The sequence below is a fragment of the Mycobacterium sp. SMC-4 genome (genome assembly GCF_050205565.1).
Lineage (GTDB): Bacteria > Actinomycetota > Actinomycetes > Mycobacteriales > Mycobacteriaceae > Mycobacterium.
Genome location: NZ_JBNMQU010000008.1, coordinates 109,134 through 134,932, shown reverse-complemented (window position 1 = coordinate 134,932; position 25,799 = coordinate 109,134). Strand labels below are relative to the sequence as shown.

General features: G+C 68.9%; 25 protein-coding genes. 11 read left to right on the top strand and 14 right to left on the bottom strand.

Annotation, left to right across the window (positions count from 1 at the left end):
* Window positions 1-16: 16 nt before the first annotated feature.
* From ACQI46_RS15595 to mycP, 4 genes are read right to left on the bottom strand one after another with little or no spacing between them, the layout of a single operon-like run.
* Window positions 17-355, bottom strand: a complete 339-nt coding sequence (locus tag ACQI46_RS15595; RefSeq protein ID WP_427094920.1) for a YbaB/EbfC family nucleoid-associated protein — start codon at window positions 353-355, stop codon at window positions 17-19.
* Window positions 352-1,962 carry a PPE domain-containing protein gene (locus ACQI46_RS15590; RefSeq protein ID WP_427094919.1) on the bottom strand — a complete coding sequence of 537 codons (1,611 nt, stop codon included), beginning with the start codon at window positions 1,960-1,962 and terminating at the stop codon, window positions 352-354. Before ACQI46_RS15590 ends, ACQI46_RS15595 begins: the two co-directional genes overlap by 4 nt.
* A complete protein-coding gene (gene eccE / locus ACQI46_RS15585; RefSeq protein ID WP_427094918.1) occupies window positions 1,959-3,356 on the bottom strand; it encodes a type VII secretion protein EccE in 1,398 nt (465 codons plus the stop codon). The genes ACQI46_RS15590 and eccE overlap by 4 nt, the downstream gene beginning before the upstream one ends.
* A complete protein-coding gene (gene mycP / locus ACQI46_RS15580) occupies window positions 3,353-4,699 on the bottom strand; it encodes a type VII secretion-associated serine protease mycosin (protein WP_427094917.1) in 1,347 nt (448 codons plus the stop codon). The genes eccE and mycP overlap by 4 nt, the downstream gene beginning before the upstream one ends.
* A 371-nt stretch (window positions 4,700-5,070) precedes the next feature.
* Here mycP and ACQI46_RS15575 point away from each other — a divergent pair, with 371 nt between their 5' ends.
* On the top strand, window positions 5,071-6,132 hold the full coding sequence (locus ACQI46_RS15575) for a diguanylate cyclase domain-containing protein (protein WP_427094916.1): 1,062 nt from the start codon (window positions 5,071-5,073) through the stop codon (window positions 6,130-6,132).
* Window positions 6,133-6,318: 186 nt separating this feature from the next.
* Window positions 6,319-7,293 carry a pirin family protein gene (locus ACQI46_RS15570; RefSeq protein WP_427094915.1) on the top strand — a complete coding sequence of 325 codons (975 nt, stop codon included), beginning with the start codon at window positions 6,319-6,321 and terminating at the stop codon, window positions 7,291-7,293.
* 9 nt (window positions 7,294-7,302) lie between these two features.
* On the opposite strand, the gene ACQI46_RS15565 is transcribed toward ACQI46_RS15570, so the two are convergent.
* From ACQI46_RS15565 to ACQI46_RS15545, 5 genes are all read right to left on the bottom strand, one after another.
* On the bottom strand, window positions 7,303-7,713 hold the full coding sequence (locus ACQI46_RS15565; protein WP_427094914.1) for a type II toxin-antitoxin system VapC family toxin: 411 nt from the start codon (window positions 7,711-7,713) through the stop codon (window positions 7,303-7,305).
* A complete protein-coding gene (locus ACQI46_RS15560; RefSeq protein ID WP_427094913.1) occupies window positions 7,710-7,988 on the bottom strand; it encodes a type II toxin-antitoxin system Phd/YefM family antitoxin in 279 nt (92 codons plus the stop codon). Before ACQI46_RS15560 ends, ACQI46_RS15565 begins: the two co-directional genes overlap by 4 nt.
* 63 nt (window positions 7,989-8,051) lie before the next feature.
* Window positions 8,052-8,933, bottom strand: a complete 882-nt coding sequence (locus ACQI46_RS15555; protein WP_427095076.1) for a TIGR03854 family LLM class F420-dependent oxidoreductase — start codon at window positions 8,931-8,933, stop codon at window positions 8,052-8,054.
* Window positions 8,934-8,958: 25 nt separating this feature from the next.
* A complete protein-coding gene (locus tag ACQI46_RS15550) occupies window positions 8,959-11,106 on the bottom strand; it encodes an FUSC family protein (RefSeq protein WP_427094912.1) in 2,148 nt (715 codons plus the stop codon).
* Between the two features lie 59 nt (window positions 11,107-11,165).
* Window positions 11,166-11,732: a TetR/AcrR family transcriptional regulator gene (locus tag ACQI46_RS15545; RefSeq protein WP_427094911.1), complete on the bottom strand. Its 567-nt coding sequence runs from the start codon at window positions 11,730-11,732 to the stop codon at window positions 11,166-11,168.
* Window positions 11,733-11,899: 167 nt separating this feature from the next.
* On the opposite strand from ACQI46_RS15545, the gene ACQI46_RS15540 reads away from it, so the two are divergent.
* The 8 genes from ACQI46_RS15540 to ACQI46_RS15505 all read left to right on the top strand — a co-directional run bounded on the left by ACQI46_RS15540 (window position 11,900) and on the right by ACQI46_RS15505 (window position 18,946).
* Window positions 11,900-12,535 (top strand): TetR/AcrR family transcriptional regulator, encoded by a 636-nt coding sequence (locus ACQI46_RS15540; RefSeq protein WP_427094910.1) that lies wholly within the window; start codon window positions 11,900-11,902, stop codon window positions 12,533-12,535.
* A 95-nt stretch (window positions 12,536-12,630) separates the two neighbouring features.
* Window positions 12,631-13,563, top strand: coding sequence for a class I SAM-dependent methyltransferase (locus ACQI46_RS15535; protein ID WP_427094909.1), 933 nt, complete (start codon window positions 12,631-12,633; stop codon window positions 13,561-13,563).
* 78 nt (window positions 13,564-13,641) lie between these two features.
* Window positions 13,642-15,045 carry an aldehyde dehydrogenase family protein gene (locus tag ACQI46_RS15530; RefSeq protein ID WP_427094908.1) on the top strand — a complete coding sequence of 468 codons (1,404 nt, stop codon included), beginning with the start codon at window positions 13,642-13,644 and terminating at the stop codon, window positions 15,043-15,045.
* 69 nt (window positions 15,046-15,114) lie between these two features.
* On the top strand, window positions 15,115-15,978 hold the full coding sequence (locus tag ACQI46_RS15525) for an SDR family oxidoreductase (RefSeq protein ID WP_427094907.1): 864 nt from the start codon (window positions 15,115-15,117) through the stop codon (window positions 15,976-15,978).
* An 8-nt stretch (window positions 15,979-15,986) separates the two neighbouring features.
* Window positions 15,987-16,976: an NADPH:quinone oxidoreductase family protein gene (locus ACQI46_RS15520; protein ID WP_427094906.1), complete on the top strand. Its 990-nt coding sequence runs from the start codon at window positions 15,987-15,989 to the stop codon at window positions 16,974-16,976.
* 8 nt (window positions 16,977-16,984) lie between these two features.
* Window positions 16,985-17,686, top strand: a complete 702-nt coding sequence (locus ACQI46_RS15515) for a haloacid dehalogenase type II (protein WP_427094905.1) — start codon at window positions 16,985-16,987, stop codon at window positions 17,684-17,686.
* Window positions 17,687-17,707: 21 nt separating this feature from the next.
* Window positions 17,708-18,442 carry a methyltransferase domain-containing protein gene (locus ACQI46_RS15510; protein ID WP_427094904.1) on the top strand — a complete coding sequence of 245 codons (735 nt, stop codon included), beginning with the start codon at window positions 17,708-17,710 and terminating at the stop codon, window positions 18,440-18,442.
* An 18-nt stretch (window positions 18,443-18,460) separates the two neighbouring features.
* Window positions 18,461-18,946, top strand: a complete 486-nt coding sequence (locus tag ACQI46_RS15505; protein ID WP_427094903.1) for a DUF456 domain-containing protein — start codon at window positions 18,461-18,463, stop codon at window positions 18,944-18,946.
* A gap of 91 nt (window positions 18,947-19,037) precedes the next feature.
* Here the strand turns inward: ACQI46_RS15505 and ACQI46_RS15500 are convergent, their stop codons facing one another.
* The 4 genes from ACQI46_RS15500 to ACQI46_RS15485 are packed head-to-tail and all read right to left on the bottom strand — an operon-like array spanning window position 19,038 to window position 23,213.
* Entirely contained in the window at window positions 19,038-19,838 is an 801-nt protein-coding gene (locus ACQI46_RS15500) for a tyrosine-protein phosphatase (RefSeq protein ID WP_427094902.1), read from the bottom strand.
* Window positions 19,838-21,082 carry an acyl-CoA dehydrogenase family protein gene (locus ACQI46_RS15495; RefSeq protein WP_427095075.1) on the bottom strand — a complete coding sequence of 415 codons (1,245 nt, stop codon included), beginning with the start codon at window positions 21,080-21,082 and terminating at the stop codon, window positions 19,838-19,840. Before ACQI46_RS15495 ends, ACQI46_RS15500 begins: the two co-directional genes overlap by 1 nt.
* A 57-nt stretch (window positions 21,083-21,139) precedes the next feature.
* Entirely contained in the window at window positions 21,140-22,516 is a 1,377-nt protein-coding gene (locus ACQI46_RS15490; protein WP_427094901.1) for a cytochrome P450, read from the bottom strand.
* Between the two features lies 1 nt (window position 22,517).
* On the bottom strand, window positions 22,518-23,213 hold the full coding sequence (locus tag ACQI46_RS15485) for a phosphodiesterase (RefSeq protein ID WP_427094900.1): 696 nt from the start codon (window positions 23,211-23,213) through the stop codon (window positions 22,518-22,520).
* A 75-nt stretch (window positions 23,214-23,288) separates the two neighbouring features.
* Between ACQI46_RS15485 and ACQI46_RS15480 the strand changes: the two genes are divergently transcribed.
* Window positions 23,289-24,806 (top strand): FAD-dependent oxidoreductase, encoded by a 1,518-nt coding sequence (locus ACQI46_RS15480; protein WP_427094899.1) that lies wholly within the window; start codon window positions 23,289-23,291, stop codon window positions 24,804-24,806.
* 1 nt (window position 24,807) lies between these two features.
* On the opposite strand, the gene ACQI46_RS15475 is transcribed toward ACQI46_RS15480, so the two are convergent.
* A complete protein-coding gene (locus ACQI46_RS15475; RefSeq protein ID WP_427094898.1) occupies window positions 24,808-25,782 on the bottom strand; it encodes a helix-turn-helix domain-containing protein in 975 nt (324 codons plus the stop codon).
* Window positions 25,783-25,799 lie beyond the last annotated feature (17 nt).

Here is a 25,799-nt window from a genome sequence, read left to right as displayed (position 1 = left end):
CGGACGGCCGGATCGGTCATACCTCGTCGGAGAGTTCTGCGGTGATTTCGGCGACCACGGCGTCGATGCGCTCCCGGTCGGCCTCGATGGACGCTGATGCTTCGTCGTTGGCTTTCTGCAGCGCCTCGTTGACACGATTCTCGACAGTCTCGGCACCCAGCCGAAGCAGCCCGTCCTTGATGTGCACGTCCTGCAACCAGTGATGCCCGTTGAGCGTCACCTCGACCGTCTCGGTGTCATCCGAGGCGGTGAACGATTCCGACGCCATCTTCTCGAGCTGCTCATCCATCAGGTTCTGTAGCCGCCGCGCCTGCTTGAGCACCGCGGCCACCTCAGGATGCACGTCGTCGGTCACTGCGAGTCCTTCTTCCCGTCATCGATCCCCCCACGCCGCCGCGGCCGGTTGCCGATCACCGGCTCGGTCCAGGGCCGGTCCTCGGTGTAGAGGTCCTCGTCCTCCGACAGCTGCGGATTGCGCTTCTTGTCACCCGAATTGCCCTGCGCGCCATGCATCATCGGCGCCATACCGCCCATGCCGCCGCCCATCGCGGCACCTCCGCCGGCAGCCCCCGCTGCAGCGGCGGGCGTCACCGGGGCGACGACGGGAGTCGGGGCCACCGTCTCGGCGCCCACTGCCGGCTGCATCGGGCCGGCGGGAATCCCACCGCCGCCGCCACCACCGGCGCCGGCCCCACCGCCGCCCGCTGCCGCCGGCCGCAACGCCGGGTCGAATTTACGCGGGGAATCGGTCTTCGGGCCGCCCGGCATTCCCCCGCCAGGCATGCCGCCACCCGGTGCGCCGCCCGCTGGTGCGCCGCCGCCGGGTGAGCCGCCACTCGGCGCGCCGCCCGGAGCGCCGCCGCCCTCCTTCGGGCTACCCGCTGGAGAACCGCCTTGCGGGACTTGAGGATTCGCAGGAGGAGCACCGGCCGGTGGCGCTGACGGCTCCTGCGCGGCCTGAGGCGCGCCGCCCTGCGCGGGGGCGCCGGGACTGCCCCCGCCCCCGCCGGCGCCCTGACCGTCCTGGGGGAGGCGGCTGCGGGCCCTGCGGTGCTGCTCGGCTGTTACCGGGACGCCCGACACCACGGGATTGGGCGGGTCTTCGGGCGTGATCTGGTTGGGTTGCCCGTCGCGGGCATACGTGTTGCGGAGTGCCTCGGACTCTTTTTGCAGCTGCGCCATGCGCTCCATCGCCGGCATGGTGTGGGGTCCCATCGGCTTCCCCATGACCTGGTCGTGCAGCCGCTGGTACTCCTCGGCGATCGGACGATGGTCGGCTTGGGCCCGCTCGTGGGCTTCGACGATCCGATCAGCCTCACCCGCAAGGCGTTTCCAGTTTCCGGCCAACCCGATCAGCCAGTCGCGGTAGGCGTTGAATTTCCGGTACGCCGCGTCGGCGGCTTCGCCTTCCCACAGCACACTGTTGACCTCGAACTGGCCGGCCGACGTCTCGAGTGTCTGCGCGTTCATTCGCCACGTCTGTGCCGCGGTCCGCAGCGAGGCGCCGTCGTCGCCGGCGTCGAGTGCGCCCTGAACCTGCGGCGGGAACAGCATCTCGTCAGGGGGCGGCTGACCTTTCGGGATCGGCATGTCCGTCGGGCGCGGGGGAGCGGGGATGTTCACGCTCTGCGGGTACACCGTGGTGTCGGCGGGTGGGCCGCCCGGACCGCCCATGGTGGAGCCGATGTCCTGCCCGGCGGCCTGATCGACTTGCGCGTACGCGTTGGCGACGTTGTGCAGGGTCTGCGCCAGGCGTTGACCCTCGACCTTGCCGAACTGCTGGTGTGCCCACAACGCCGCGGCATTGGCCTTCAAATTGCCCACGGCCACGCTGCTGACGGGCAACGCATCCGGTGGCATCAGCTCGGCTTGCGCGGATGCATCCGCCCACGTCAGTCCCTCGATCTGCACCGCCTTGCGGTGCAGATCGTCGGGATTGACCTGAACTTCGTCACCGCTCATGGTTCGAGCACCATCTGGTAGCGGCTTTCCTCACGCGGATTGATCAGTCTGATCGGCAGTTGCTTGTGGCGGGGAGTGGCGATGAAGTTGTCCCGCAACACCACTCGGCCCAGACCGGGGTGTGCGCCGAGGTAGGTCGTCGCGTGCGGCCACGTTACTTTGGCGACCGGTCCGACATGGGCGTTGACGTACCCGGCGAACTCGCGGAACTGGGGCGTCAGGGTCACCTCTGCTCCCGCCGCCGCGGAGCGCACGACGAACTGGGTGAACAGCCGGGCGTCACCGAGGTTGATGCTGATGTCGACGTCGTCGAACGGCATGTAGACCGGGTAACGGTCGGCGGTCTCGCCGACCAGCACGCCGGCCGACCCGATCGGCAACTCGTAATGACGGTCGGTGACCGGGCTCTCCCCCAGCAGCGCGGCGCGTTGACCGCCGTACAGACACGAGAAGCCGCGCGGCGTCGAGGGATTGGCGAGCGTGGTGAGCAACACCGTGGCGGTGGGGGCGGTGCCGGGCGCGATACGCACCCGGGTCAGGGTGTGGTCTGCGCGCGCCGACCACCACGTGTCCGGACCGCCGGGAGCGGTGTAGGCGGCGGTGAAAGTGCTGCGCCCCTTGATCATCGACCAGGTTTCGCGCTCGAAGCTGATCTCGGTGGCGTTGTCGAAGTCGTCGAAGCTGCGGGCCGGTCGCGCGTCGACGCCGCGGCTGGCGAGATGGTCGGCGATGCGGGTGGTCGAGGACACCAGGTACTGCGCCAGCCCCGCCACGCCGACGTTGCGCCGCACGGCCGATCGGCGCGTGCGATCCGGGTCGGCGCGCAGCACAATCCATGTCCGTCGGCTTGCCGGCGCGGGGTAGGGCCCGACCACCTGTTCGTACAGCGCGACCAGCGCCGACGGCGCGGTCTTGCCGACGCGGTAGCCGGCGGACACGACGTCGGCCTGTAGGTCGGGGCAGTAGGCCTCCAGGAGTTCCTCGACGACGCGGGTGTCGAGCACGTCGTCGGTGAACGCTGCGCCGTTGACGATCACGGTGGGCGTGAACGGCCGCGGAACGAGCTCGATCACCGACATCAGGTGCTCGCCCTGCCAGCGCACCGCCACGTGGTCTGCGGGAATGACGGTCGCGCCGACCGCGGGTTCCGACGGCGCAGGCGGCGGTTGCCGGTGCCGACGTCGCCACGCGATCAGGGCAGCCACCCAGCCGGTGACGCGACGGCCACGGATCGTCACGACAGCGCCCAAACCGATCAGCACGGCCAATGTGATGCCCAGCCACAACAAATCGAGGGGACGGAACACCAGAACAACAGCGGGGATGAGGACCGCCGCACCCAGCGCGTGCCCGGTGGTGAAGCGCAACCCGAAGATCGACAGCAGCTTGTTCATCGGCGTCTCAACGCCCTTCGGGCCAGTGCACCCACCCCGAGGACGAGCGCGACGGCGCCGCTCACGACGACGACCGCGGTGATGGGCGTCCGGTCGGGCGGCGGCACGTGCACCGGCGGCGGGATCGTCTTCACCTCGTAGGGCACCTTGGCCGGCCCGGCCGGCACCTCCCACGTCAGCGCTGCGACGGGATCGACGACGCCGGCACCGACCACGTTGTCGACGCCGCCACCGGGATGGCGTGCGGTGGCCGTGATGCGGTTGACCACCTGCGCGGGAGTCAGCTCCGGGAAGCGTTGTCGGATCAGAGCGGCCAGGCCCGAAACGTAGGCCGCGGAGAACGAGGTGCCGCTGATCGGGATGGGGCCGTCCTCACCCTGCAGCGCATTGACCGGGTTGCCGTCGTAGCCCAGGGCGACGAGGTTCTCGCCCGGCGCGGCCGCGCCCACCCAGGGGCCGTGCATCGAGAAGCCGCTGGGCTGCCCGTTGGGCGCCACACTTCCGACGGTCAGCACCAGCGGCGAATACCACGCCGGTGACACGATCGAGGACACCTCCTGCCACCCGCGCGGGTCGGCAGGCACGGCTGGATCGGGCGGCGGGTTCTGGGTGCAATCGCCGCCGGTGTTGCCGGCGGCGACGACGACCACCGCGCCCTTGACGTTGACCGCGTAGTTGATCGCGGCACCGACGGCGTTCTCGTTGATCGGTCGCGTGGTCTTGTAGCAGGCCGCTTCGCTGATGTTGATCACCTGCGCGCCGAGGTTGGCGGCATGCACGATCGACCGGGCGAGGCTGCGCAGGGACCCGGCGGTGCGGGTGGCGTTCGGATCGTTGGGGTCGCTGCGGGTGCCGACCGGCTGGAAGCTGTCCGACGTCTGCCGCAGCGACAGGATGCGGGCGTCCGGAGCCACGCCGACGAACGCGTCGGTCGGCGCCGGGCGGCCGGCGATGACAGCTGCGGTGAGGGTGCCGTGGGCGTCGCAGTCGGACATCCCGTTGCCGGCCTGATCCACGAAGTCACCGCCGGGTTCGGCGGGGACGCGGGCGGAACCGTTGACGCCGGTATCGATGACGGCGACGGTGATCCCCGCGCCGGTCGCGAACCGATGGGCATCGGTCAACCGCAGGTAGTCGGCGGCCCAGGGCCGGTCGGCGAAGTTCGAATCCGGGAACACCGTGGGCGCCGCGCACACGCGGCGCTGTTCCATCGGCTGGTCGGGGCCGGTCTCGTCCGGGGGGATCGCCGCGGGGTCGATGACCGGCGGTTCGATCGCCGCCACCGGCGGAGCAAACAGCACCGTCAGGAGCACTGCGGCGAGCACACCACCTACACGCCGCATCTGATGTCACCCCCTGACAGTTTGTGCCTGCGCATAGTGTGCCGACTTGGATTCAGCAAACCCGAACCGCCCCCTCGGGCGACGCAAAGAACTACGTCAGGCCTTCGCGTCGGCAGCACACCGGCAAGTTTAGGGCGGATTCGCCGGGGGTCGATTCGCTTTCTTTGGCCCGACGGTCCGGAGGGCGAGCTGTCACGGCATTCCGGGGCTGATCAGCGCCGGTTCGTGGAGACGAGGGGACGAACCCCGCCTTTACGGTGCCAAACAAGATCAATCTTCGTACGATGCAGCCAGCCCACTTCGGCGTATGTCGGTCGGGAACGCCGACTGCGGCCGTCCGGCGATGGCGGGCGGACAACGGAGGTGACGATGTGAGCGGTGCGCAGCCTTTGCAGGGCGCGGGGGTCGCCCGCTTGCTGCAGGCCGTGCAGGAACTGTCGTTGGTCCGCAGTTTGCCGGAAATTCAACGGATCGTTCGTGTTTCGGCGCGCCAGCTGGTCGGCTGCGACGGTGCGACCTTCGTCTTGCGTGACCGGGAGCAGTGCTACTACGCCGACGAGGACGCCATCGCGCCGCTGTGGAAGGGCAACCGGTTCCCGATGAAGGCGTGCATCAGCGGATGGACGATGCTGCACCGGCAGGCCGTGGTGATCCCGGACATCTACGTCGACGCGCGCATCCCGCATGAGGCGTACCGCCCCACTTTCGTCAAGAGTCTGGTGATGGTGCCGATCCGTCGGCTCGATCCGGTCGGGGCGATCGGCGCGTACTGGGCGGACCAACGGATGCCCACCGACGACGAGGTGGCGCTGCTGCAGGCGCTGGCCGATTCGACGTCGGTGGCGATGGAGAACGTCGCGCTCGACGCCGAGTTGGAGCAGCGGGTGGCCGATCGCACCGCCGCACTCGAGCTGGTGACCGAGGAGATCCGGCGGCTGTCGCTGACCGATGAGCTGACCGGACTGAGCAATCGCCGCGGCTTTTTCGACCGGGCCGAGCCGGAGCTGCGGGACTCATGCGACGCCGGTGGGCGCTGCCTGTTGGCGTTTCTCGACATCGACAATCTGAAGTGGGTCAACGACACCCACGGCCACGATGCCGGGGACCGGGTGTTGTCCGACGTGGCGACGGTGTTGCGCACCGCGCTGGACCCGGCGGCACTGTGCGCCCGGCTCAGTGGTGACGAATTCTGCGTGCTGGTCACCGATTCGGTTCAGGAGCCCCACGAGCTCAAAGACCACATCGTGGCCGCGGTGCAGCAGTTCAACGACGCGCACACTCCGCCGAACCGGTTGTCGGTCAGTGTCGGGGTGATCGCGGTCTCAGCGGCCGATGCCGGCACGCTCGACGAGTTGCTCAGCCGTGCCGACGAACTGATGTACGCGGACAAGAAGAGCAAGACCGCGACCCAGGTTGCCGCGGTAAGAGTTTAGGGACGGTGCCGCCTGCGCCTCTCGGCGAGTGGTCGCTCGAAGCGACTTGTGTGATGGGGCCCGGGGCATGCCCGGCACCGTCGCGGAATGTAACGGCGCGTGGGGGCAGGGTATTCCTGCACTCGGAGTCGCTCGGCGCAGTAACCGCCCGGGAATGAATCGGACCGCAGTCCGGTTGATGTGGGCATGCCTGCCATCACTGCCGACACCCTCACGCTGCCGCGCCTGAGCGGCCCGTTGCCCTCCGACACCGAACGCCCGGTGCGGTCGATCACCACCGGCCCGTCCGGGTACGAAGGCGAAGGTTTTCCCGTCGTCCGGGCCTTCGCCGGCGTCAGCGCCCGCGACCTCGACCCGTTCATCCACATGGACCAGATGGGGGAGGTCGACTACGAGCCGGGCGAACCACGCGGAACCAACTGGCATCCGCACCGCGGCTTCGAGACCGTGACCTACATGATCGACGGGCGCTTCGCCCATCAGGACTCGCACGGAGGTGGCGGCCTGATCACCGACGGCGCCACGCAGTGGATGACCGCGGGTGCGGGCATCCTGCACATCGAAACCCCACCGGCCGAACTCGTCGAGAGTGGCGGCCTGTTCCACGGCATCCAGCTGTGGGTGAACCTGCCCAAGAAGGACAAGTTCGCCGCGCCGCGCTACCAGTCCATCGAGGGTGAGCGCGTTGCGCTGCTGTCGTCGGAGGACGGCGGTGCGTTGGTTCGGGTCATCGCCGGTGAGATCGACGGCCAGGGCGGCCCGGGCGCGACCTACACGCCAATCACCCTGGCGCACGCCACGATTCAGCCGGGCGCGCAGTTGAACCTGCCGTGGGACCGGAACTTCAACGCGTTGGTCTACGTGCTGTCCGGACGCGGGACGGTCGGACCGGTTGCGCATCCGATCCACCAGGGTCAGCTCGCCGTGCTCGGCCCCGGCGACCGTATCAGTGTGGCCGCCGAGCGTACCCAGGACTCGAACCGGCCCGCGCTCGAAGTCCTGCTGCTGGGTGGTCAGCCGATCCGCGAACCGGTGTTCCAGTACGGCCCCTTCGTGATGAACTCCAAGTCCGAGCTCATTGAAGCCGTCGAGGATTTCGAGGCCGGCAAGTTCGGCACCGTCCCGCCCGACGCGCTGATGCCGCACCGATCGACGCGCTGAGTTGTTCTGCTATGGTGCCGCCCCTGGCGATTGGGTGGCGAATCCGATTTCGCGGCAGCCCTCGAGTAGTCGGCGGTCGTATGCCACGAAGGCGGTGAGTTCGTTCCTGACCTGGAATGCCGCCGCGAGGTGGATTGCATCGAGTGAGCGCAGTGTTGCCGGACCGATTGTCTCGGCCAGCGTGACAACCGAATCGGTGATGGGCAGAACGTCCACCCCGTCGAGTAGGTAGCGTGCGCGCTCAGGCAGTCCCGGCACCGCCACACGCGCGACGGCTCTCATCAGTTCCACACGGCTGAGTGCACTGGTCACGATGGATTCATCACGGTCAAGTTGCGCGGTGAGAAAGGCCCGTAAATCCGATGACTCAGCCTCGGCAACCAGGAGCTTGGTCAGTGCGGATGTGTCCGCGTAGATCACAGTTCGTTGCGCATGTCATCGAGCACGGCGGAGAGAGTGCGCTTGCTGTCGTCAGTGGGTGTGGCGGTGACCTCGAGCAGGTTGCTTGGCCGACGTGCGGGGATCAAGACCCCGGCTTCGATGAGCGCTTCCCGCGACCGCTCGGCATCCCCTACAGGGACGAGTCTGGCGATCAACCGTCCGTTGTTGGTGACGCCAAGCTCCTCGCCGGCCTCGACGCGTGCGAGGTATCGCGACGCGTGTTGCCGTAGTTCTCGGACTCCTATGGCCTCCACAACGACGAGAGTAGCACACCCTGTGCTACTCTGCCGGTGGCTAGCTCGATGCGCCGAAGGCAGTCAATTCTGCCGCGGCAGAAGCTCTTCGGCGAAGCGGTCGACGAATGCGTCGAGGTCGGTACCCGCAGCAGGGCGGATCACGAACTTGCTGAGGCCGGCCTCGATGTAGGCGTCGAGCTGACGGTGCAGCTGCGGCCAGTCCGCGGCGATCAGGTCGGCGACGTCGGTGTCGGGTCGACGTTTCCGCACCATCGACGCCACGTCGTCGGGAATCGCGCCGTCGCACACCGCCAGGCTGATCCCGAAGTGGTCGGTCTCGATCTCCCGGCCGGCCGCGGCGGCCGCCTGCTGAATCTGCTCGCGGCCGCTGCGGGCTTCGTCGGGGGTGATGAAGCTGCCGAGCCAACCGTCGGCCAACCGACCGATCCGCCGGAACGCCGCGGGCGCCGAACCGCCCACCCAGATATCCAGCGGCGGGGACGGTCGCGGCGACACGGAGATGCCGCGCAGCGAGTAGTGCCGGCCGTCGAAGTCGCCGCCATCCTGTTCCAGGGCCGTACGCAGCAGGTGCAGCGCCTCGTCGAAGACCTCGGCGCGCTTACCGTCGGGCACGGTGAACAGTTCGCGCTCGGCGGGAATCGCCGACGTCAGCCCGAACACCGGCAGCACCCGCTTGGGCGCCACCGCCGCCAGCGACGCGAGCTGTTTGGCGACCAGCACCGGATGCCGGCCCGGCAGGATCGCTACCGAGGTGCCGACCTTGAGCCGTGTGGTCCGCCCCAGCGCGAACGCCATACCGATGAACGGGTCGACAGCCGGGGTGTAGACCAGCTCGGAGAACCACAGCGAGTCGATGCCGGCGTTCTCCATCCGGTCGACCAGCCCGGCCAGCCGGTCGGGTGCGGTGTCAGCGCCGATACCCACGCCGAACCGGATCTTCACCACGCGCCCATGCTACGGAGAGCTGTCACCTCACCGGACTGGGCAGCGGGTAGGTCAGCTCGAGCTCGCCGAGCAGCGCGGCGACCGTCAGCAGCGGCAGCGCCGCCGACACGGCGAGGTCGTCGTCGCGGGCCTCGGCACGCAGCGCACGCACGAACTCGTCGCTGATCGGGGCCGGCTGCTCGCAATCCGGCCTGCCGCACACGCGGGCAACCAGCGCGGCGCTGTGGGCTTCGAGCACCCGGCGCACTTCCGGATACGCCTCCAGCGGGGGCGGGGTCGGGATGTCGGCGATCAGATCGGCCGCGGAACGCAATCGCAACGCCCGGTTGAACGAGCGCACCACCGGCGCGCGCAGGTCCGTCTCGCCGCTGCCCTCCGAAAGATAGTGGCGCACCGCGTCATCCGCGACGCGGGCGGCTGTCACCGCCTGGAAGCTCGCGGTGGCGACCTCGTCGGCGCGGCCCTCGAATTCCCCGCGGGTGATCCGCAGCACCGCCACCCGCAGGTACCGCGCGAAGACCCCGCGCGCCGAGTCGACCGCACGCGCCACCGCTGCCCCGGCACCGCGCGGCCACAACAACAGCGACACCGCCACCCCGACCATCGCGCCCACCACGACGTCCTCGACGCGGATCAGTCCGACCTGCCACCCGGTCGGTGCGATCAGATTGAAGAAGATCAGCACCAACATCGTGAACGCGGCCTGCGCCGCGGTGAACGACGCGATCTCGGGCACATAGGCCGAGCCGAACACCACCACCGGCAACAGCAACCACATCGCCACCGGGTCGACACCGACGAGCCCGATCAGCAACGCGCCCAACAGGAATCCGATGCCGGTGCCGACCACCGCGCGCCACACCCGCGTGCCGGTGGTCAACGCGCTGCTACGCAACACCGACAACGCGCCCAGCACCACCCAGAAACCCTGCTCGACCGGAAACGTGTGCGTCACCGCGACCGCGACCGCCAATCCGAGACCGGTGCGCAGCGCGTTGCGCAGCGCCACCGCCCGGTTGGCGACGAAACCCGACGTGATCTGCGCGACCGCAACGGTTTCCGGTAGCAGACGATCCGACGCGCCCGTCGGCGGCAGACGCCGCCCCAGCGCCCGCGCCCAGACCGGTCGCGCATCGGCAGCCGCAGCCGCGGCGATCAACCGGCCGGTCGCACCGACCGTGGCGGCCACCGTCCGACGGTGCAGCAGCGCGCCGCCCAACCGCACCGCGTGCTCGTCGTCGACTGCGTCGAGGATCGCCTCGACGTCCTCGCGCCAGCGGCCCCGCGCCGCCGAGCGCAGCGTCGTCAGCGCGGCCTCGAGCTGCGCGCGGGCCGGAGCCCGGTCGACGGGTCGTGAAACCCGCAGCACCGCAGCGGCACTGCGCAACACCCGCGCCACCGCCTCCTTGTCGCGCAGGGTCACCTCGGTTTCCAGGCCGATGCGGTCGGCGACCCACTCCAAGTCGTCGACGACGCGAACCAGTGCGCGGCTACCGGCCGACAACCCGACCGGACGGTAGTCCGTGCCCAGGAACGTGCGGTTCAGCGCGTCCATCGCGTGCCTTACGTCGTCGGCCGACGCGGCGCCTTCGATCTGATCGGCCAGCGCGGCGCACGCCCGCGCCGCGCGTCGACGCAACAGTCCGTGGTGGCGCGGTGGCAGCAGGAACAACGCGGCGGGTACGCACACCGCCAAGGCGATGCCCCAGCCGAGGAGTCGTTCGTCGATCGGCCCCGGCGGCGTGCACAACGGCAGCACGAACGTCAACAGCGTCGCCCGCTGCCCGGCGGCCACCGTCTCGCTGAGAACACCGGAGAAGGTGACGACCACACCCAGGAGAAACATCGCGACCACGGCCGGCCCGGCATACGGGGCCATCAGCGTGCCCAGCGTGATCAGCACCGCTCCGTTGACACCCAAGCCGGCGTAGGCCAGCGCGCGGCCGTGCCGGTTGCCCGGGAAGTCCGACAACACCACCAGCGCCACCGACCCGAACAGCGTGAACATCGGTGTCTGCGTCGAGTCTCCAGCAACGAGGAAGCCCACCGCCGCCGCCACCGGCACCGCCACTGCGGCCCGCACGGCACGACGCAACGCGTCGCGGTCGGGGTCGCGGCGACGCACCCGCCCTACGAGGCGGGCCCACCATCCGTCCGCGCGGCCGGTCATCGCCGTGGCGGTGTCCCGGTCACGGTTTGCTACTGGAGAAAGCAGCCATCGGGCCCGCGTCACTCATCGTCGGGCACCGAACGGAATCGGCCGGAGTCGAGCGTGTCGAGCATCTGGTCGACGATCCACCGCGCGGCCGACACCTCGGTGGGCAGGATCGCCTGCTCATAACCCACCAGCAGGTACATGCCCCACGCCGCGAACACCTGGGCCTGTCGGCGGTTCTGCAGGATCTCCAACGCCGACTCGTAGAGCGCGTCGAAACGCTGCGCATCGACTGCGGCCTGCACCTTGCGCACGTCCGGGTCGACCGCACTCCACGCCCGGATCGCGCCCTCGGCGCTATGGGGCAGGGTCAGCCCGTTCTGGATCAACTTGTCGATTCGGGCGCGCGGGTCGGGTTCGGAGCTGGCCGAGTCGACCACCGCCACCGTCATCCCGTGCTGCCAGTGCACGACCAGCTCGCGGGTGAACGCCGACCAGCTCGAGAAGTAGTGGTAGAAGGAACCCGTCGTGACGCCAAGGCGCTGACATACCACCGCCAGCTTCAGCCCACCGAACCCCAGGTCGGCCAACACGGCCAACCCGGTTTCGAAAAACGACTCGCGTGACGACACCGCCCCCATGGGGCGCAACCCTAATTCCACGCCCGCCGCGGCGTCGGATGCACCACCGAATTTGATCGATCAAGACAAATGCGGCGATGGCCGTACGATTTGCTGAAACGGTACGGCGCGGCTCGGCCGGATGACCGGCGGCCACCAGGCCGAGTGGCGTGTGGCACAATTTGACCGTGCCGTACACGGCGAGTCGAGGACCAGGTCGTCCTCCTGCAGCTAAGGCCGCTGAAACGCGGGAACGCATTGTGCGTGCAGCTCGGGAGGTGTTCAGCGAACTCGGGTACGACGCTGCCACTTTTCAGGCCATCGCGATCCGCGCAGACCTCACTCGCCCGGCCATCAATCACTACTTCTCCAGCAAACGGATTCTGTGGGCGGAAGTGGTGCAGCAGACCAACACCACGATTGTTAGCGCAGGTATCGCCCGCGCACACGACCACACCCGGCTGGTGGATCGACTGGCGGCATTTCTGACCTCCGCGACACAGGCCGACGCCGACAACCGCTCGGCCGCAGCCTTCCTCGTGACCTCGGTGCTGGAGACCCGGCGCCACCCCGAACTGGTCGACGACGAGCACGATCCGCTGAAGAACTCGCAGGCCTTCATCCGTTGGGCCGTCGACGACGCGATCACGCGCGGTGAGCTCAGCACTGACACCGATGTCGAGCAACTCGTCGAGATGCTGGTCGCGGTGATGTGGGGCATGGGGTTCTACGCCGGGTTCATCGGCGACAAGGGCAACGTCGGCGGCGTCCTCCACAAGCTCGAGCTGCTGCTGGCGCACAAGCTCTGGAATCTCAGCGAGTAGAGACCAACGGCACAGGTTGCGCACAGGCGCAGCGTAATTCTCTTAGATAGACTTCCGAAGTACTTTTTGTCGTTCCTGTACCGAGGGAGCCTCCATTGAGCGCACTGCGCACTGACGACGACACCTGGGACATCGCCTCCAGCGTCGGCGCGACGGCCGTCATGGTCGCTGCCGCCCGTGCCGCCGAGACCGCCCGCCCCGACGCGTTGATCAGCGACCCCTACGCCGCGGTCCTGGTGGCCGACGCGGGCACCGGCTCCTGGGAACACATGCTCGACACCGGGCTGGTCGCCCGGATCCGGGACGTCGATCCCGAGGTCGCCGTCATGTTCGAGCACATGTTCAACTACCAGGCCGTCCGCACGCACTTCTTCGACCGGTTCTTCGCAGAGGCCGTCGACGCGGGCATCCGCCAGGTCGTCATCCTCGCCGCCGGCCTGGACTCCCGCGCGTTCCGGCTGCCGTGGCCGGCCGGGACCGCCGTCTTCGAGATCGACCAGCCGATGGTGCTGCAGTACAAGGGCGAAACCTTGGCCAGGCACGGCGTGACGCCGACCGCCGACCGTCGGGAAGTCCCCATCGACCTGCGCCAGGACTGGCCGGCCGCCCTGACCGCCGCCGGATTCGACCCGACCAAGCCGACGGCATGGCTGGCCGAAGGGCTGCTCATGTATCTGCCCGCCGACGCCCAGGACCGGTTGTTCACCCAAATCAGCGAGCTCAGCGCAACCGGTAGCCGGGTCGCCGCCGAGAGCATGGGCGTCCACGCCACCGAGCGCCGCGAACAGATGCGGGAGCGGTTCGCGGCTCTGACCGCGAAGCTCGGCGTCGACGAGCCGATGGACATCACCGACCTCGTCTACGACGACCCTGACCGCGCCGACGTCGCCGAGTGGCTGTCCGCGCACGGCTGGAAGGCCGAGCCGTTCTCCTCCCAGGACGAGATGCAGCGACTCGGTCGCCTGGTCGAGATTCAGCAGGCCGACGACCAGTCTTTCTCGACATTCACCACCGCCGAGCGTCTCTGAGTCTCCACAGGGCACCTGTTCACCAACCGGGTGGTTGGCTACGATTCGGGTCATCCGAGGTCGGAAGGAGACCCCGTCATGACCACCGAATCCGTCGCACAGGGCCAAGCCACACAAGCCGACATCCCCGCTGTCGTCAACCGTCTGCGCCAGACGTTCGCCACCGGCCGCACCCGCAGCGTCGAATGGCGTAAGAACCAGCTCCGCGCGCTCGAGCGCCTGATGAGCGACAACGAAGGCGCGATCATCGAAGCGCTCGAAAAAGACCTGGGCCGCGCCCCGTTCGAGGCCTGGCTCGCCGACATCGCCAGCACCGCCGGCGAAGCGGCCTATGCGGCCAAGAACGTCGGCAAGTGGATGAAGCGGCGCTACCGGATGCTCGAGATGTCGCAGCTGCCCGGCCTGGGCTGGATCGAGTACGAGCCCTACGGAACCGTCCTGATCATCGGCGCGTGGAACTTCCCGTTCGCGCTGACGCTCGGCCCGGCAGTCGGCGCCATCGCCGCCGGCAACACCGTGGTGCTCAAGCCTTCGGAGGTGTCGCCCGCCTCGTCGGCGCTGATGGCCGAGCTGGTCCCGCGCTACATGGACAACGACGCGATCGCCGTCGTCGAAGGTGACGGCGCGGTCAGCCAGGAACTCATCGCCCAAGGCTTCGACCACCTGATCTTCACCGGCGGCACCGAGATCGGCCGCCGAGTGTACGAAAGCGCCGCGTCGCACCTGACGCCGGTGACGCTCGAGCTGGGCGGCAAGAGCCCGGTGATCGTGACCGCCGACGCCGACATCGAGGTCGCCGCCAAACGCATCGCGTGGACCAAGCTGATCAACTCCGGTCAGATCTGCATCGCGCCGGACTACGTGCTGGTCGAGGCGTCGGTGAAAGACAAGCTGGTCGACGGGATCCGCAAAGCCGTCGACGAGTTCGAAGCCGGCAACCCCGGCGGCAAGAAGATCGTCAACGAGCGGCACTTCAACCGGCTGGCCAACGCGCTGGCCGCCACCAAGGGCACCGTGGCGATCGGCGGCGAAACCGACGCGGTCGACGTCAAGATCGCCCCGACCGTGGTGGTCGACCCCGACCCCGCCGAGCCGCTGATGACCGACGAGATCTTCGGGCCGATCCTGCCGATCGTGACGGTGCCGAACCTCGACGCCGCCATCTCGTTCGTCAACTCGCGGCCCAAGCCGCTGGCGGCCTACCTGTTCACCAAGTCCAAGGCGGTGCGCGAGCGGGTGATCAAGGAGGTCCCGGCCGGCGGCATGGTGGTCAACCACCTGATCTTCCACTTCGCCACCCACAAGCTGCCCTTCGGCGGCGTCGGACCGTCGGGTCTGGGCGCCTATCACGGCAAGTTCGGCTTCGAGACGTTCAGCCACAGCAAGTCCGTGTTGACCAAGCCGACCAGACCCGACCTCGGGGCCTTCATCTATCCGCCGTATACAGAGAAGGCGTGGAAGTTGGCGCGCAAGCTGTTCTGACCGGCGGGCAGGAACGCCGCGACCCGGGAAGATAGTTTGAGCGTTCGGACCCTTCAGAGAGGAACATCAGTGCCAGGAGTGCAGGATCGTGTCATCGTCGTCACGGGTGCCGGAGGCGGCCTCGGCCGCGAGTACGCACTGACGCTCGCCCGCGAGGGCGCCAGCGTCGTCGTCAACGACCTCGGCGGAGCGCGCGACGGAACCGGCTCGGGCTCGGCGATGGCCGACGAAGTCGTCAAGGAGATCAAGGACGCCGGCGGCCGCGCCGTGGCGAACTACGACTCCGTTGCCGATCCCGAGGGCGCCGAGAACATCATCAAGACCGCGGTCGACGAGTTCGGCAAGGTCGACGGCGTCGTCTCCAACGCGGGCATCCTGCGCGACGGCACCTTCCACAAGATGTCGTTCGAGAACTGGGACGCCGTGCTCAAGGTGCACCTCTATGGCGGCTACAACGTCATCCGCGCGGCCTGGCCGCACTTCCGGGAGAACGGCTTCGGCCGCGTCGTCGTCGCGACCTCCACCAGCGGCCTGTTCGGCAACTTCGGGCAGGCCAACTACGGCGCCGCCAAACTCGGCCTCGTCGGCCTGATCAACACGCTGTCGCAGGAAGGCGCCAAGTACAACATCAAGGCCAACGCGATCGCCCCGATCGCCGCGACCCGCATGACGCAGGACATCCTGCCGCCCGAGGTGTTCGAGAAGCTGACACCGGAATACGTGGCGCCGATCGTCGGATACCTGTGCACCGAGGAGCTGCCGGACACCCAGTCGGTGTTCATCGTCGGCGGCGGCAAGGTGCAGCGCGTCGCACTGTTCCAGAACAGCGGCGTGACGTTCACCGACGTGCCGTCCGTCGACGACGTCGCCGCCAAGTGGGGTGAGATCACCGACCTGTCGGCAGCCGAGCGGGCCACCTTCAGCCTCGGCTGAGACGCACTGTGAAAGCACTTGTCGCGCAGGAACTATCCGGACCTTCCGGACTGGCGTACACCGACGTCGATGACATCACGGCCCCCGACGCCGTCGTCATCGACGTCGGTGCCGCCGGCGTCTGCTTTCCCGACCTGCTGATGCTGCGCGGCGAGTACCAGATGAAGGTGCCCGCGCCGTTCGTCCCGGGACTCGAAGTCGCGGGCACGGTGCGATCAGCACCGCAGGACTCGGGTTTCGTTGCCGGCCAGCGGGTCTCGGCGTTCACCCTGCTGGGAGCGTGGGCAGAGCAGGTCGCTGTGCAGGTGGGCAGCGTGATCCCCACCAGCGACGCGCTCGACGACGGCGCGGCGGTGTGCCTGCTGGGCAACTACTACACGATGCACTTCGCGCTGCACCGCCGCGGCGGCCTGCGGGCCGGTGAGACGGTACTGGTGCTCGGCTCTGGCGGCGGTATCGGCACCGCGTCGGTGCAGATCGCAAAAGCGTTGGGCGCCAGAGTGATCGCCATGGTGCACCGGCCGTCGGCCGCGGAGTTCGTCGAGTCGCTCGGCGCCGATGTGGTACTGCCGCTGACCGACGGCTGGCTCGACGCCGTCAAACGCGAAACCGGCGGTCGCGGTGTGGATCTGGTCGTCGACCCGATCGGCGGCGCAGCGTTCGACGACGCCGTCCGGGCGCTGGCCACCGAAGGCCGGCTGCTGGTCATCGGGTTCGCCGCCGGCGGCATCCCGACCGTCAAGGTCAACCGGTTGCTGCTGCGCAACGTCAGCGTCGTGGGCGTCGGGTGGGGCGAATTCGTCAACCGCACCCCCGGAGCGCAAGCCGAAGTGGGCGCGGCGCTGGCCGAACTCGTCGACAACGGCCTCAAGCCACCCGACCCGGTGCGGTTCCCGCTGTCCGACGGGGCCGCAGCACTGCAGGCGTTCGCCGATGGGGAGATCCACGGGAAGCTCGTGCTGGAGCCGGCGATGAGCGCTTGCGCGAAGAGCAGATAGACGCGGTCGTGACCGTTCGCGCGCTGGCCTTCGACGTCTTCGGCACTGTCGTGGACTGGCGCTCCAGCGTGATCCGCGAGCTGACCGAGTTCGGCCTCCGCAACGACGTCTCCGCGGACTGGGCGCGCTTCGCCGACGACTGGCGCGCCGGCTACGCCCCCGCGATGGACCGGGTGCGCAGCGGTGATCTGCCGTGGGCCCGGCTGGACGACCTGCACCGCGGACGCTTGGTGGAGTTGCTCGACGACGCCGGGATCACAGTGAGTGACAACGAGGTCGACGACCTCAACCGGGCATGGCACCGCCTCGACCCGTGGCCGGACGCTGTGGCCGGGCTGCAGCGGCTCAAGCGGCGGTTCGTGATCACCACGCTGTCCAACGGCAACGTGTCGCTGCTGACCAACATGGCCAAACGTGCCGGCCTGCCATGGGATTGCGTGCTGTCGGCCGAGATCTTCCGTCACTACAAGCCGGATCCGCAGGCATACCGTGGGTGCGCGGAGATCCTCGACGTGGCGCCCGACGAACTGATGCTCGTCGCCGCCCACCCCGCCGACCTGCGGGCGGCCCGCGACGCCGGACTGGCCACCGCGTACGTCTACCGGCCCCTCGAGCAGGGACCCGACCGGACCATCCGCCGGCCTGCCCCGGACGAATTCGACATCCTGGCAGACGATTTCCACGACCTCGCGCTTGCGCTCGGTGCCTGAACCGCGCGTAGCGTGATGGGCATGAGTGATGCCACCTCGACACTGCCGCCTGCGCTGCAGATGGCCTATCGACTGCTCATCGACCCGCCCGAGCAGCCTGACGTCAGCAAGGGCTACCTGGACCTGCTGGGCGAAACGCCCGACGGCGAGAAGAACACCGGGCCGGTCCAGGCGCTGTGGGCGTCGCGGCTCGGCTCGCTGTTCTACGACAACGCACAACTGGTCATGCGCCGGCTGTTGACCGCGTGGCAGGAGCCCACCGAATGGCTGAATCTCCCCGTGGGCGGGGTGGCGCTCGACGTCGGCAGCGGACCGGGCAACGTCACCGCCGCGCTGGGGCAGGCGGTAGGTCCGGCCGGCTTGGCGCTCGGTGTCGACATCTCGGAGCCGATGCTGGCTCGCGCCGCGGCCGCCGAGGCGGGGCCCAATGTCGGGTTCCTGCGCGCCGACGCGCAGCGCCTGCCGCTGCAGGACGAGTCGGTCGACGCGGTGGTGTCGGTGGCGATGCTGCAACTGATCCCCGAACCGGCCACCGCGCTCGCGGAGATGGTGCGCGTGCTGCGATCCGGTCGCCGGATGGCGGTCATGGTGCCGACCGCCGGCCCCGCCACGCACATTTCCCGGTTCCTGCCCGACCTTGGCGCACACGCGTTCGACGACGACCAACTGGCCGACACGCTGGAAGATCTCGGCCTGGTCAGCGTGCGGTCCAAGGAAATGGGAACCGTGCAGTGGGTGCGCGGACGCAAGCCGTGACGGCCTAAGCTCGCTGAGGTGAGCCTCGGCGGCATTCTCCTGGTCGCACTGGCGATCGCCATCGGCCTGGCCGGCATCATCCTGCCGATCCTGCCGGGTGCGTTGTTGGTGATCGGTGCGATCGCAGTGTGGGCGTTCGTCGTGAACACCACCACCGCGTGGGTGGTGTTCGGCATCGCGCTCGCGCTGATCGTGGGGTCGGCGATCATCAAATACACCTGGCCGGTGCGCCGCATGCGCGAGGCGCAGGTACGCACTTCGGTGTTGGTCATCGGTGGGATCGCCGGTGTGGTGGGGTTCTTCGTCATCCCGGTGATCGGTCTGCTCATCGGTTTCGTCGCGGGGGTGTTCGCCGCGGAATTCGCCACCCGCCAGGATCTGACGCGGGCGTGGGCCTCGACCGTGCACGCGCTCAAAGGCGTTGCGCTGTCGGTCGGGGTGGAGCTGATCGGCGCGCTGCTCGCGACGGGAGCCTGGGTCGTCGGCGTCATCCTCACCAGCTGACCACGCGCCGAAATTGCATTCCACGCGCGTCAAATGCCGACTTGACGCGCGTGGAATGCAAGTTCGGCGGGGAAGGGGAAGAGGAAACGGGTCAGGGGTTCAGCGCCGCACGCAGGCGGCGAAGCTCCTCGTCGGTTACCCCGGACGCCTCCAGATAGCCACGCAGCGAACCGAACTGTTCCTCGATGGTGCGGCGCGCGGCGTCCAGGTACTGCTCCCGCACACCCAGCACGGACTCCGTCAGCCGAGCCTCCGCCAGCTCGACGACCTCCGGTGTCTCGGCCATCCGTGCCCGAACCGTCGCCAGGATGCTCTCGCGCAGCTGCGGCACCGCGGCATTGCTGCGCAGGTAGTCCGCCATCACCGCGTCGCGATCCACGCCGGCGGCTTCCAGCACCACCGCGATGGTGAACCCGGTGCGGTCCTTACCGGCGAAGCAGTGCGCCAGCACCCGTCGCTCGCCGCCCAGCAGCGTCACCACCCGACGCACCGCGCGCTGCGCCAACGGGGCAGCCGCTATGCGGCCGTACTCCTCGGTCATGTAGCGCGCCGCGGCGTCGGCAACCGATTCGTCGGCGGGTTTCTCGGTCATCATCCGCTGGAAGGCGTGCTCATGCGGCGCCTCGCCGTCGCTCGCGGTGGTCTCCACGAACGGCAGGTGGTGGATCTCCACCCCCCGCGGAACCAACCCCGGACCGTGCCGCTCCAGCTCGCGCAGCGTGCGCAGGTCGGCGACGTCGGTGACGCCGTAACCGGACAGCGCGGCTCGGCCCGCGTCGTCGAGCTTGGAAAGCTCACTGGCCCGGAAAAAGCGCCCGGGCGCGATACCCGTCTGCTCCGAGACGTCGCGGAAGTTCCACGCGCCCGGCAGCTCACCACCCGTGGAGGGCACTAGCTTGTCACCGCCCGGTCTGACTGGCGGCACGCCGCCGCCGCCAGCGCCGACTTCTCCTTGCCCAGCTCCGCCCGCGCGATGGTGCGCATGTGCACCTCGTCGGGGCCGTCGAACAGCCGCATCGCACGGTGCCAGCTGTACAGCCGCGCCAGCGGGAAGTCGTCGCTGACGCCGGCACCGCCGTGCACCTGAATGGCGCGGTCGATCACGTCGCACGCCATCTGCGGGGCCACCGCCTTGATCTGCGCGACCAGCAGCTGGGCGTCCTTGCTCTTGTTGCCGTGCTGATCGATGGTCCAGGCCGCCTTGTGGCACAGCAGGCGCGTCTGCTCGATCTCGTTGCGCGACTTGGCAATCGCCTCCCGCACCACACCCTGCTCGGCCAGCGGCTTGCCGAACGCGACCCGCTTCTGCACACGATCGACCATCAGCGCCAGCGCCCGCTCGGCAGCGCCGATGGCGCGCATGCAGTGGTGGATGCGGCCGGGCCCGAGACGGGCCTGCGCGATCGCGAAGCCGCTGCCCTCTTCGTCGAGCAGGTTCGACGCCGGCACCCGGACGTTGTCGAAGATGATCTCGCAGTGACCGTGCTGGTCCTGCCACCCGAACACCGGCAGCGAGCGCCGGATCTCCACCCCGGGAGTGTCGGAGGGCACCAGGATCATCGACTGCTGACGGTGGCTGGCCGCGTCGGGGTTGGTGCGGCCCATGACGATGAAGATCTTGCAGCGCGGATCCGCCGCACCGGTGATCCACCACTTGCGGCCGTTGATGACGTAGTCGTCACCGTCGCGCAGCATGGTCGTCTCGATGTTGCGGGCGTCGCTGGAGGCCACCGCGGGCTCGGTCATCGCGAACGCACTGCGGATCTCGCCGGCCAACAGCGGCTCGAGCCACTGCTTACGCTGCTCCTCGGTGGCGAACAGGTGCAACGTCTCCATGTTGCCCGTGTCCGGCGCGGCGCAGTTGGTGGCCTCCGGCGCAATCTCCATGCTCCAGCCGGTCAGCTCCGCCAGCGGCGCGTACTCCAGGTTGGACAACCCAGACACCGAGGGCAGGAACAGATTCCACAGCCCGCGCTCCTTGGCGATGACCTTGAGTTCCTCCACCACGGGAGGGACCGTGTGATCCTTGGGGCCCTTCTCCTCACGGTAGGAGTGGTACGACTCCTCGGCGGGGAAGACGTGCTCGGTCATGAAGTCCGTCAACCGCTGGTGGTAATCCTGAGCCTTGGCCGACATCGAGAAGTCCATGCCGCCACGATATGACACCTGTAATCGGTGGTCGTCTGCGGTCGCTCAAGCCGGGCGTGCCGTCAGCGGTGCCACCGGCTCGCCCTGGTCCTGCCGCGGCCGAGCGCTGAACGACAGCCCGAACTGGTTGAGCGTGGCCGGCAATGCCCGCGCCGGTGCCAGCGGCTGGCCCGATTCCAGCGTCAGGTGTACACGTGCGAGCAGTCCGGCCAACAACGTGCTGGTGGTGAACAGCACCAGGTTGCGCCCCGGGCATTCGGCGGGCCCGGCGGAAAACGGCACCAGCTGCGGATAGCGCTGCGCGGTGCCGTCGAGCCAGATGTCGGGGGCGAACGAGTCGGCGAACTCCAGCAGATCGGGATCCCGGTGGAACGCCGGCACGGGGATCAGCACCGAAGCCGGCGGCGACGTCGTCACCTCCGCCGGAGTGCCCTCGTGCCATGTGGTCGTCGTGGTCACCTCACGCAGGATGGCGGGCGTCGTCGGCCACAGCCGCACCGACTCCAGGACGCACGCGCGCAGAAACGGGCGCACCGCAACAGCTTCCGGGTCGTCGACCTCGCAGCGGGCGAGCGCGTCAGGATGGGTGGACAGCAACGCCAACGCGCGCAGCGACGCCATCCCGGCCGCGTCGAACGCGAACAGCCACTGTGGAACCTGCCCGACCGGGTCCACCGCACCGGCGGCGGGTGTCGCGGCCAGCGCGCCCATCAGACTGTCCGGGTCGGGCGACTCGGCGTAGCGGTACAGCTTGGCGAAGAAGCGGTCGCGGCGCCGCTGATGCGGCAGGCTCGCGAACGACCAGTTCCCGGCCTTGCGGAGCCGCCACAGGTCGTCGGTGATCGAGTCGTCGTCCTCGGCCGCGGCGCCCAGCACCACGCGGCGGACCAGCCGCCACCAGGCGATCGTGAACTGTGCGGAATCGAAACCCTCGCGCGAGAGCACCGCCTCGGCGAACGCCGCGGCGTGGTGCGCCACGGCGGCGTGCAGCGGCGCGGCCAAGTGGTGCAGTTCTGCGTCGGAGTCCAGGACGGCTTCGTTGTAGTCGCGGCGCTGCTGACGGATCGCGCCACGCGAGGACAGCACCCCGCGCGGCTGGAACTGGTCGAGCGCATGCCGTTTCTCCCAGCTCGCCGGGTGAAACGGGTTCGGCGTCTGCGCGAGGACGCCGCCGACGTCGGCCGGGTCGAGCGGGACCACGATGTGACGGCCCGGGATCGCCAGCTCGACAGGGCCCAGGCCGTAGCGGTCGCGCAGCGTGCGCAGGCGGCGGACGCCTCTCGCGTCGGCATCCAGCCGGTCCAGCAGACCCATCACGGGCCGGCGCCGCGCGATCACACCCGCCGCGACCGACGGCAGACCCAGATCGGCGAGGGTGAGCGCTGCTTCGAGGCCGGTCAGTCGCGGAGCAGGACGTGCCATGTCAGAGCTTCGCGCCGTCGGGGCTGTCGGCGTCGGCTCCCCGGCCCTCGCGGCTGTTGCGGTAGGCCGACTTGCGCAGCGACGTCAGCCACCGCGGCAACAGCTGCACCTCGGTGCCGCTGCGCACCGTCGGGTCGAAAGGCTGGTCGCAGCCGGGATCGTCCTCGCAGACCTCCCGCTGCAGCGTCAGCGTCGCGAGGTTGGTGAACGGGCCGTTGCCGCGTGCCTGCTCGATACTGAATTCCAGTGGCGCCGAGCCCAAGTGGGAGCGCAGCGCGTCGATCGACAATCCGTCGCCGTCGAACGGGGTCCGCAGTTGCGCGCGCAACCAGAACATTCCGCCGCGATAACCCAGCGGCATCAACGTCGAATACTGCGGCGACGACCATGCGGCCACCGGTCGCAGCACGACACGCGCCGAGGACGACACGGTCAGCACGTCCCACGGATGCTCACCGTCGGCGTCGCGCGGCATCCGCCAGGCCAGACCGGCGAAGTCGGGCAGCGCGCCGGGTGTTCCGGCGCCTTTGGAGACTCGGCCCACGACGTCACCGGACACCAGGGGCAGGCCCTCGCCGTCCGGTGCGAGTCGGGTGATGTTGCCGGCGCAGAGCAGTCCGGTGGGATGGAAGAACCGCTTGTCCCGCAATGCCGCGCCGGCGCGTAAAGGCAATGTGGCCAGCTCTGAGATCGTCATCCGAATTGTCTGCCCGCTCCGGGCATGATCAAACGCCTCGGTTAGACAGCTCGGCCTTCGGGTATTCGCGCGGCCATGCCGTCTCTGTGGACCGATGGACGCATTCAAGCTCCCACGTCGGCAGGTGCCGCCGAGGATGTCCGCTCCGCCGACATCGTCGTCGTGGGTGCCGGACTGACCGGCCTCACCACCGCGCTGCTGCTCGCGCGCGCCGGAAAGAAAGTCGTCGTGCTGGAGGCCCGCCAGGTGGGCGCCTGCGCCACCGGCAACACCACCGGCAAGGTCAGTGTGCTGCAGGGCAGCAAGCTTGCCCGCATCGCGAGAAAGCACAACACCGACGTGCTGCGCGCATACGTCACCGGCAACACCGAGGGCCGCGACTGGCTGCTGCGCTACTGCGACGAGCACGGCATCAGCGCGCAACGCGAAGACGACCACGCCTACGCGCAGAGCCTCAAAGGACTGAGCACCGCCCGCGACATCCTCGACGCGTGCCGGGACGCCGGACTCGGCGAGGCGATCTGGGTCGACGACGCCGACGTCCCGTTCCCGTTCCGCGGCGGGGTCCGACTTCCCGACCAGGCCCAGATTGACCCGATGCCCGTCCTGACCAGTCTGACCGCCGAACTCGAACGCCACGGCGGCACCCTGCTGCAAGGCATGCGGGTGACGTCGGTGTCGGGTACCGGGCCCGTCGACGTCCATGTGCGGATGTCGAGCGCCCCCGAGGACAGTCGGGAAGCCCAACTGGTCATCCGCGCTCAGCGGTGCGTACTGGCCACGGGCACACCGATTCTGGACCGCGGCATGTTCTTCGCCCGCGTCGAGGCGCAGCGGTCGTACTGCCTGGCCTTCGACGTGCCCGGCGAGATCACGCGGTCGATGTACATCGCCGTCGATTCACCCACCCGCTCGGTGCGCTACGCGCCCACCGACACCGGCGACAAACTCATCGTCGGCGGCGCCGGTCACTCGGTCGGCCGCTCCAACGCGCCCAGCAAGAGCGTCAGCGAACTCGCGGACTGGGCCCGCCAGCACTATCCGGGTGCGGTGCAAACGCACTTCTGGTCGGCCCAGGACTACCACCCCGCTGCCGAACTGCCTTACGTCGGGCCGCTGCTGCCGAAGCTCGAGAACATCTTGGTCGCAACGGGATTCGACAAGTGGGGGATGACCAACGGCGTGGCGGCAGCGCTTGCGCTGGCCGCACGCATTCTGGGCGGTCGGATGGATTGGGCGCAGGCCTTCCAGAGCTGGAGTTCCCAGGAGCTCGGCGGCGTGCCGACCGCGGTCGAGTTCAACGCGAAAGTCGGTCTGCACCTGGCGCTCGGCTACGTCAAACCGTTGGTGCCGTCCGGGGCGCCCGCCGACGGACAGGGCTCGGTGCGCGGGATGCCGTGGCACCTACAGGCCGAAAGCAACGTGGACGGGACGCGCCGCGCAGTCTCCCCGGTCTGCCCGCACCTCGGCGGCATCGTCTCCTGGAACGACGCCGACCAGGCCTGGGAATGCCCCCTGCACGGTTCGCGATTCGGTCCCGACGGCGCCCTTCTGGAAGGACCGGCTACCCGCGGGCTATCGCCGGTGACCTGACTCAGCTCTTCAGCGTGTCGGACGGCGCGCAGCCGTAGTTCTGCCGGTACATCGTCGCGAATCGACCGGCGTGGGCGAAGCCCCAGCGGGTGGCGATGGTGTGCACGCTGGTCTCGGACGGGTCGGCGCGCAGCAGATCCCGGTGTGCGTGATCGAGACGAACCCGGCGCAGGTACTCCATCGGGGTCAGGTCCAGGTGCCGGCGGAACATGTACTGCAGAGCGCGCGGCGTGAGGTGCACGGCTGCCGCGATGTCGGCCAGCGCGATGTCGTGGTCGGCGCGGCTGTCGATGTAGGCGACGGCCCGCCGCAGCACCGCGGGTTTGGCGTTGCCGTCGGTCGCCTCGGCCGGACCGGTGTTGGCGGTGTTGGGGAGTGCTGACAACACCACCGCAGCCAGCAGGCTCGCCGTCGTCGAGGCCACCAGCGGGGTCACCGGTTGATCACCGTGCGCGACTGCGGAGACGTAATCGATGGCCGCGAAGAGTTGACGGCCGGCGTCGCGCGACACCGGCCGGTGACCGAGCAGCCGAATGGAGTCGCCGCGTCCGGCAACCCGGTCCAGCAGGACAGGGTCGAACATGGTCAGGTCGTAGCTGGCCTGGCAAGCCCGGCCGGAGTACGGCTCGTCCGGCGGCGAGAGCAAGGTGACGTCGCCGGGGGCGAAGACGTCGGTCGACTCGCCGATGAAGTTCTCCTCGATGTGCCCCTCGTGAACGCGGCACAGGCAGATCAGCCCGATCGGATTCGCGTCGTAGGACATGTGGAATCCGACACGCACCTCGTCGAAGGTGATCGGCCCCAGCCAGTGTCGTTCGATACGGGTCTGCGTCTGCTCGCCCGGTTCAGCCGCGAGCGACATCTTGGTGTAGGTCTTGGACAGGAAATCTTCTGTCGCGCCCAGGTCTGTGCTGACGAACCGCAGTTCGTCTCGTTGGTGCGGGGGCGACGACGTGGAGGGCGTGTGTTGGTTCATGCAGCCACCGGCTAAGA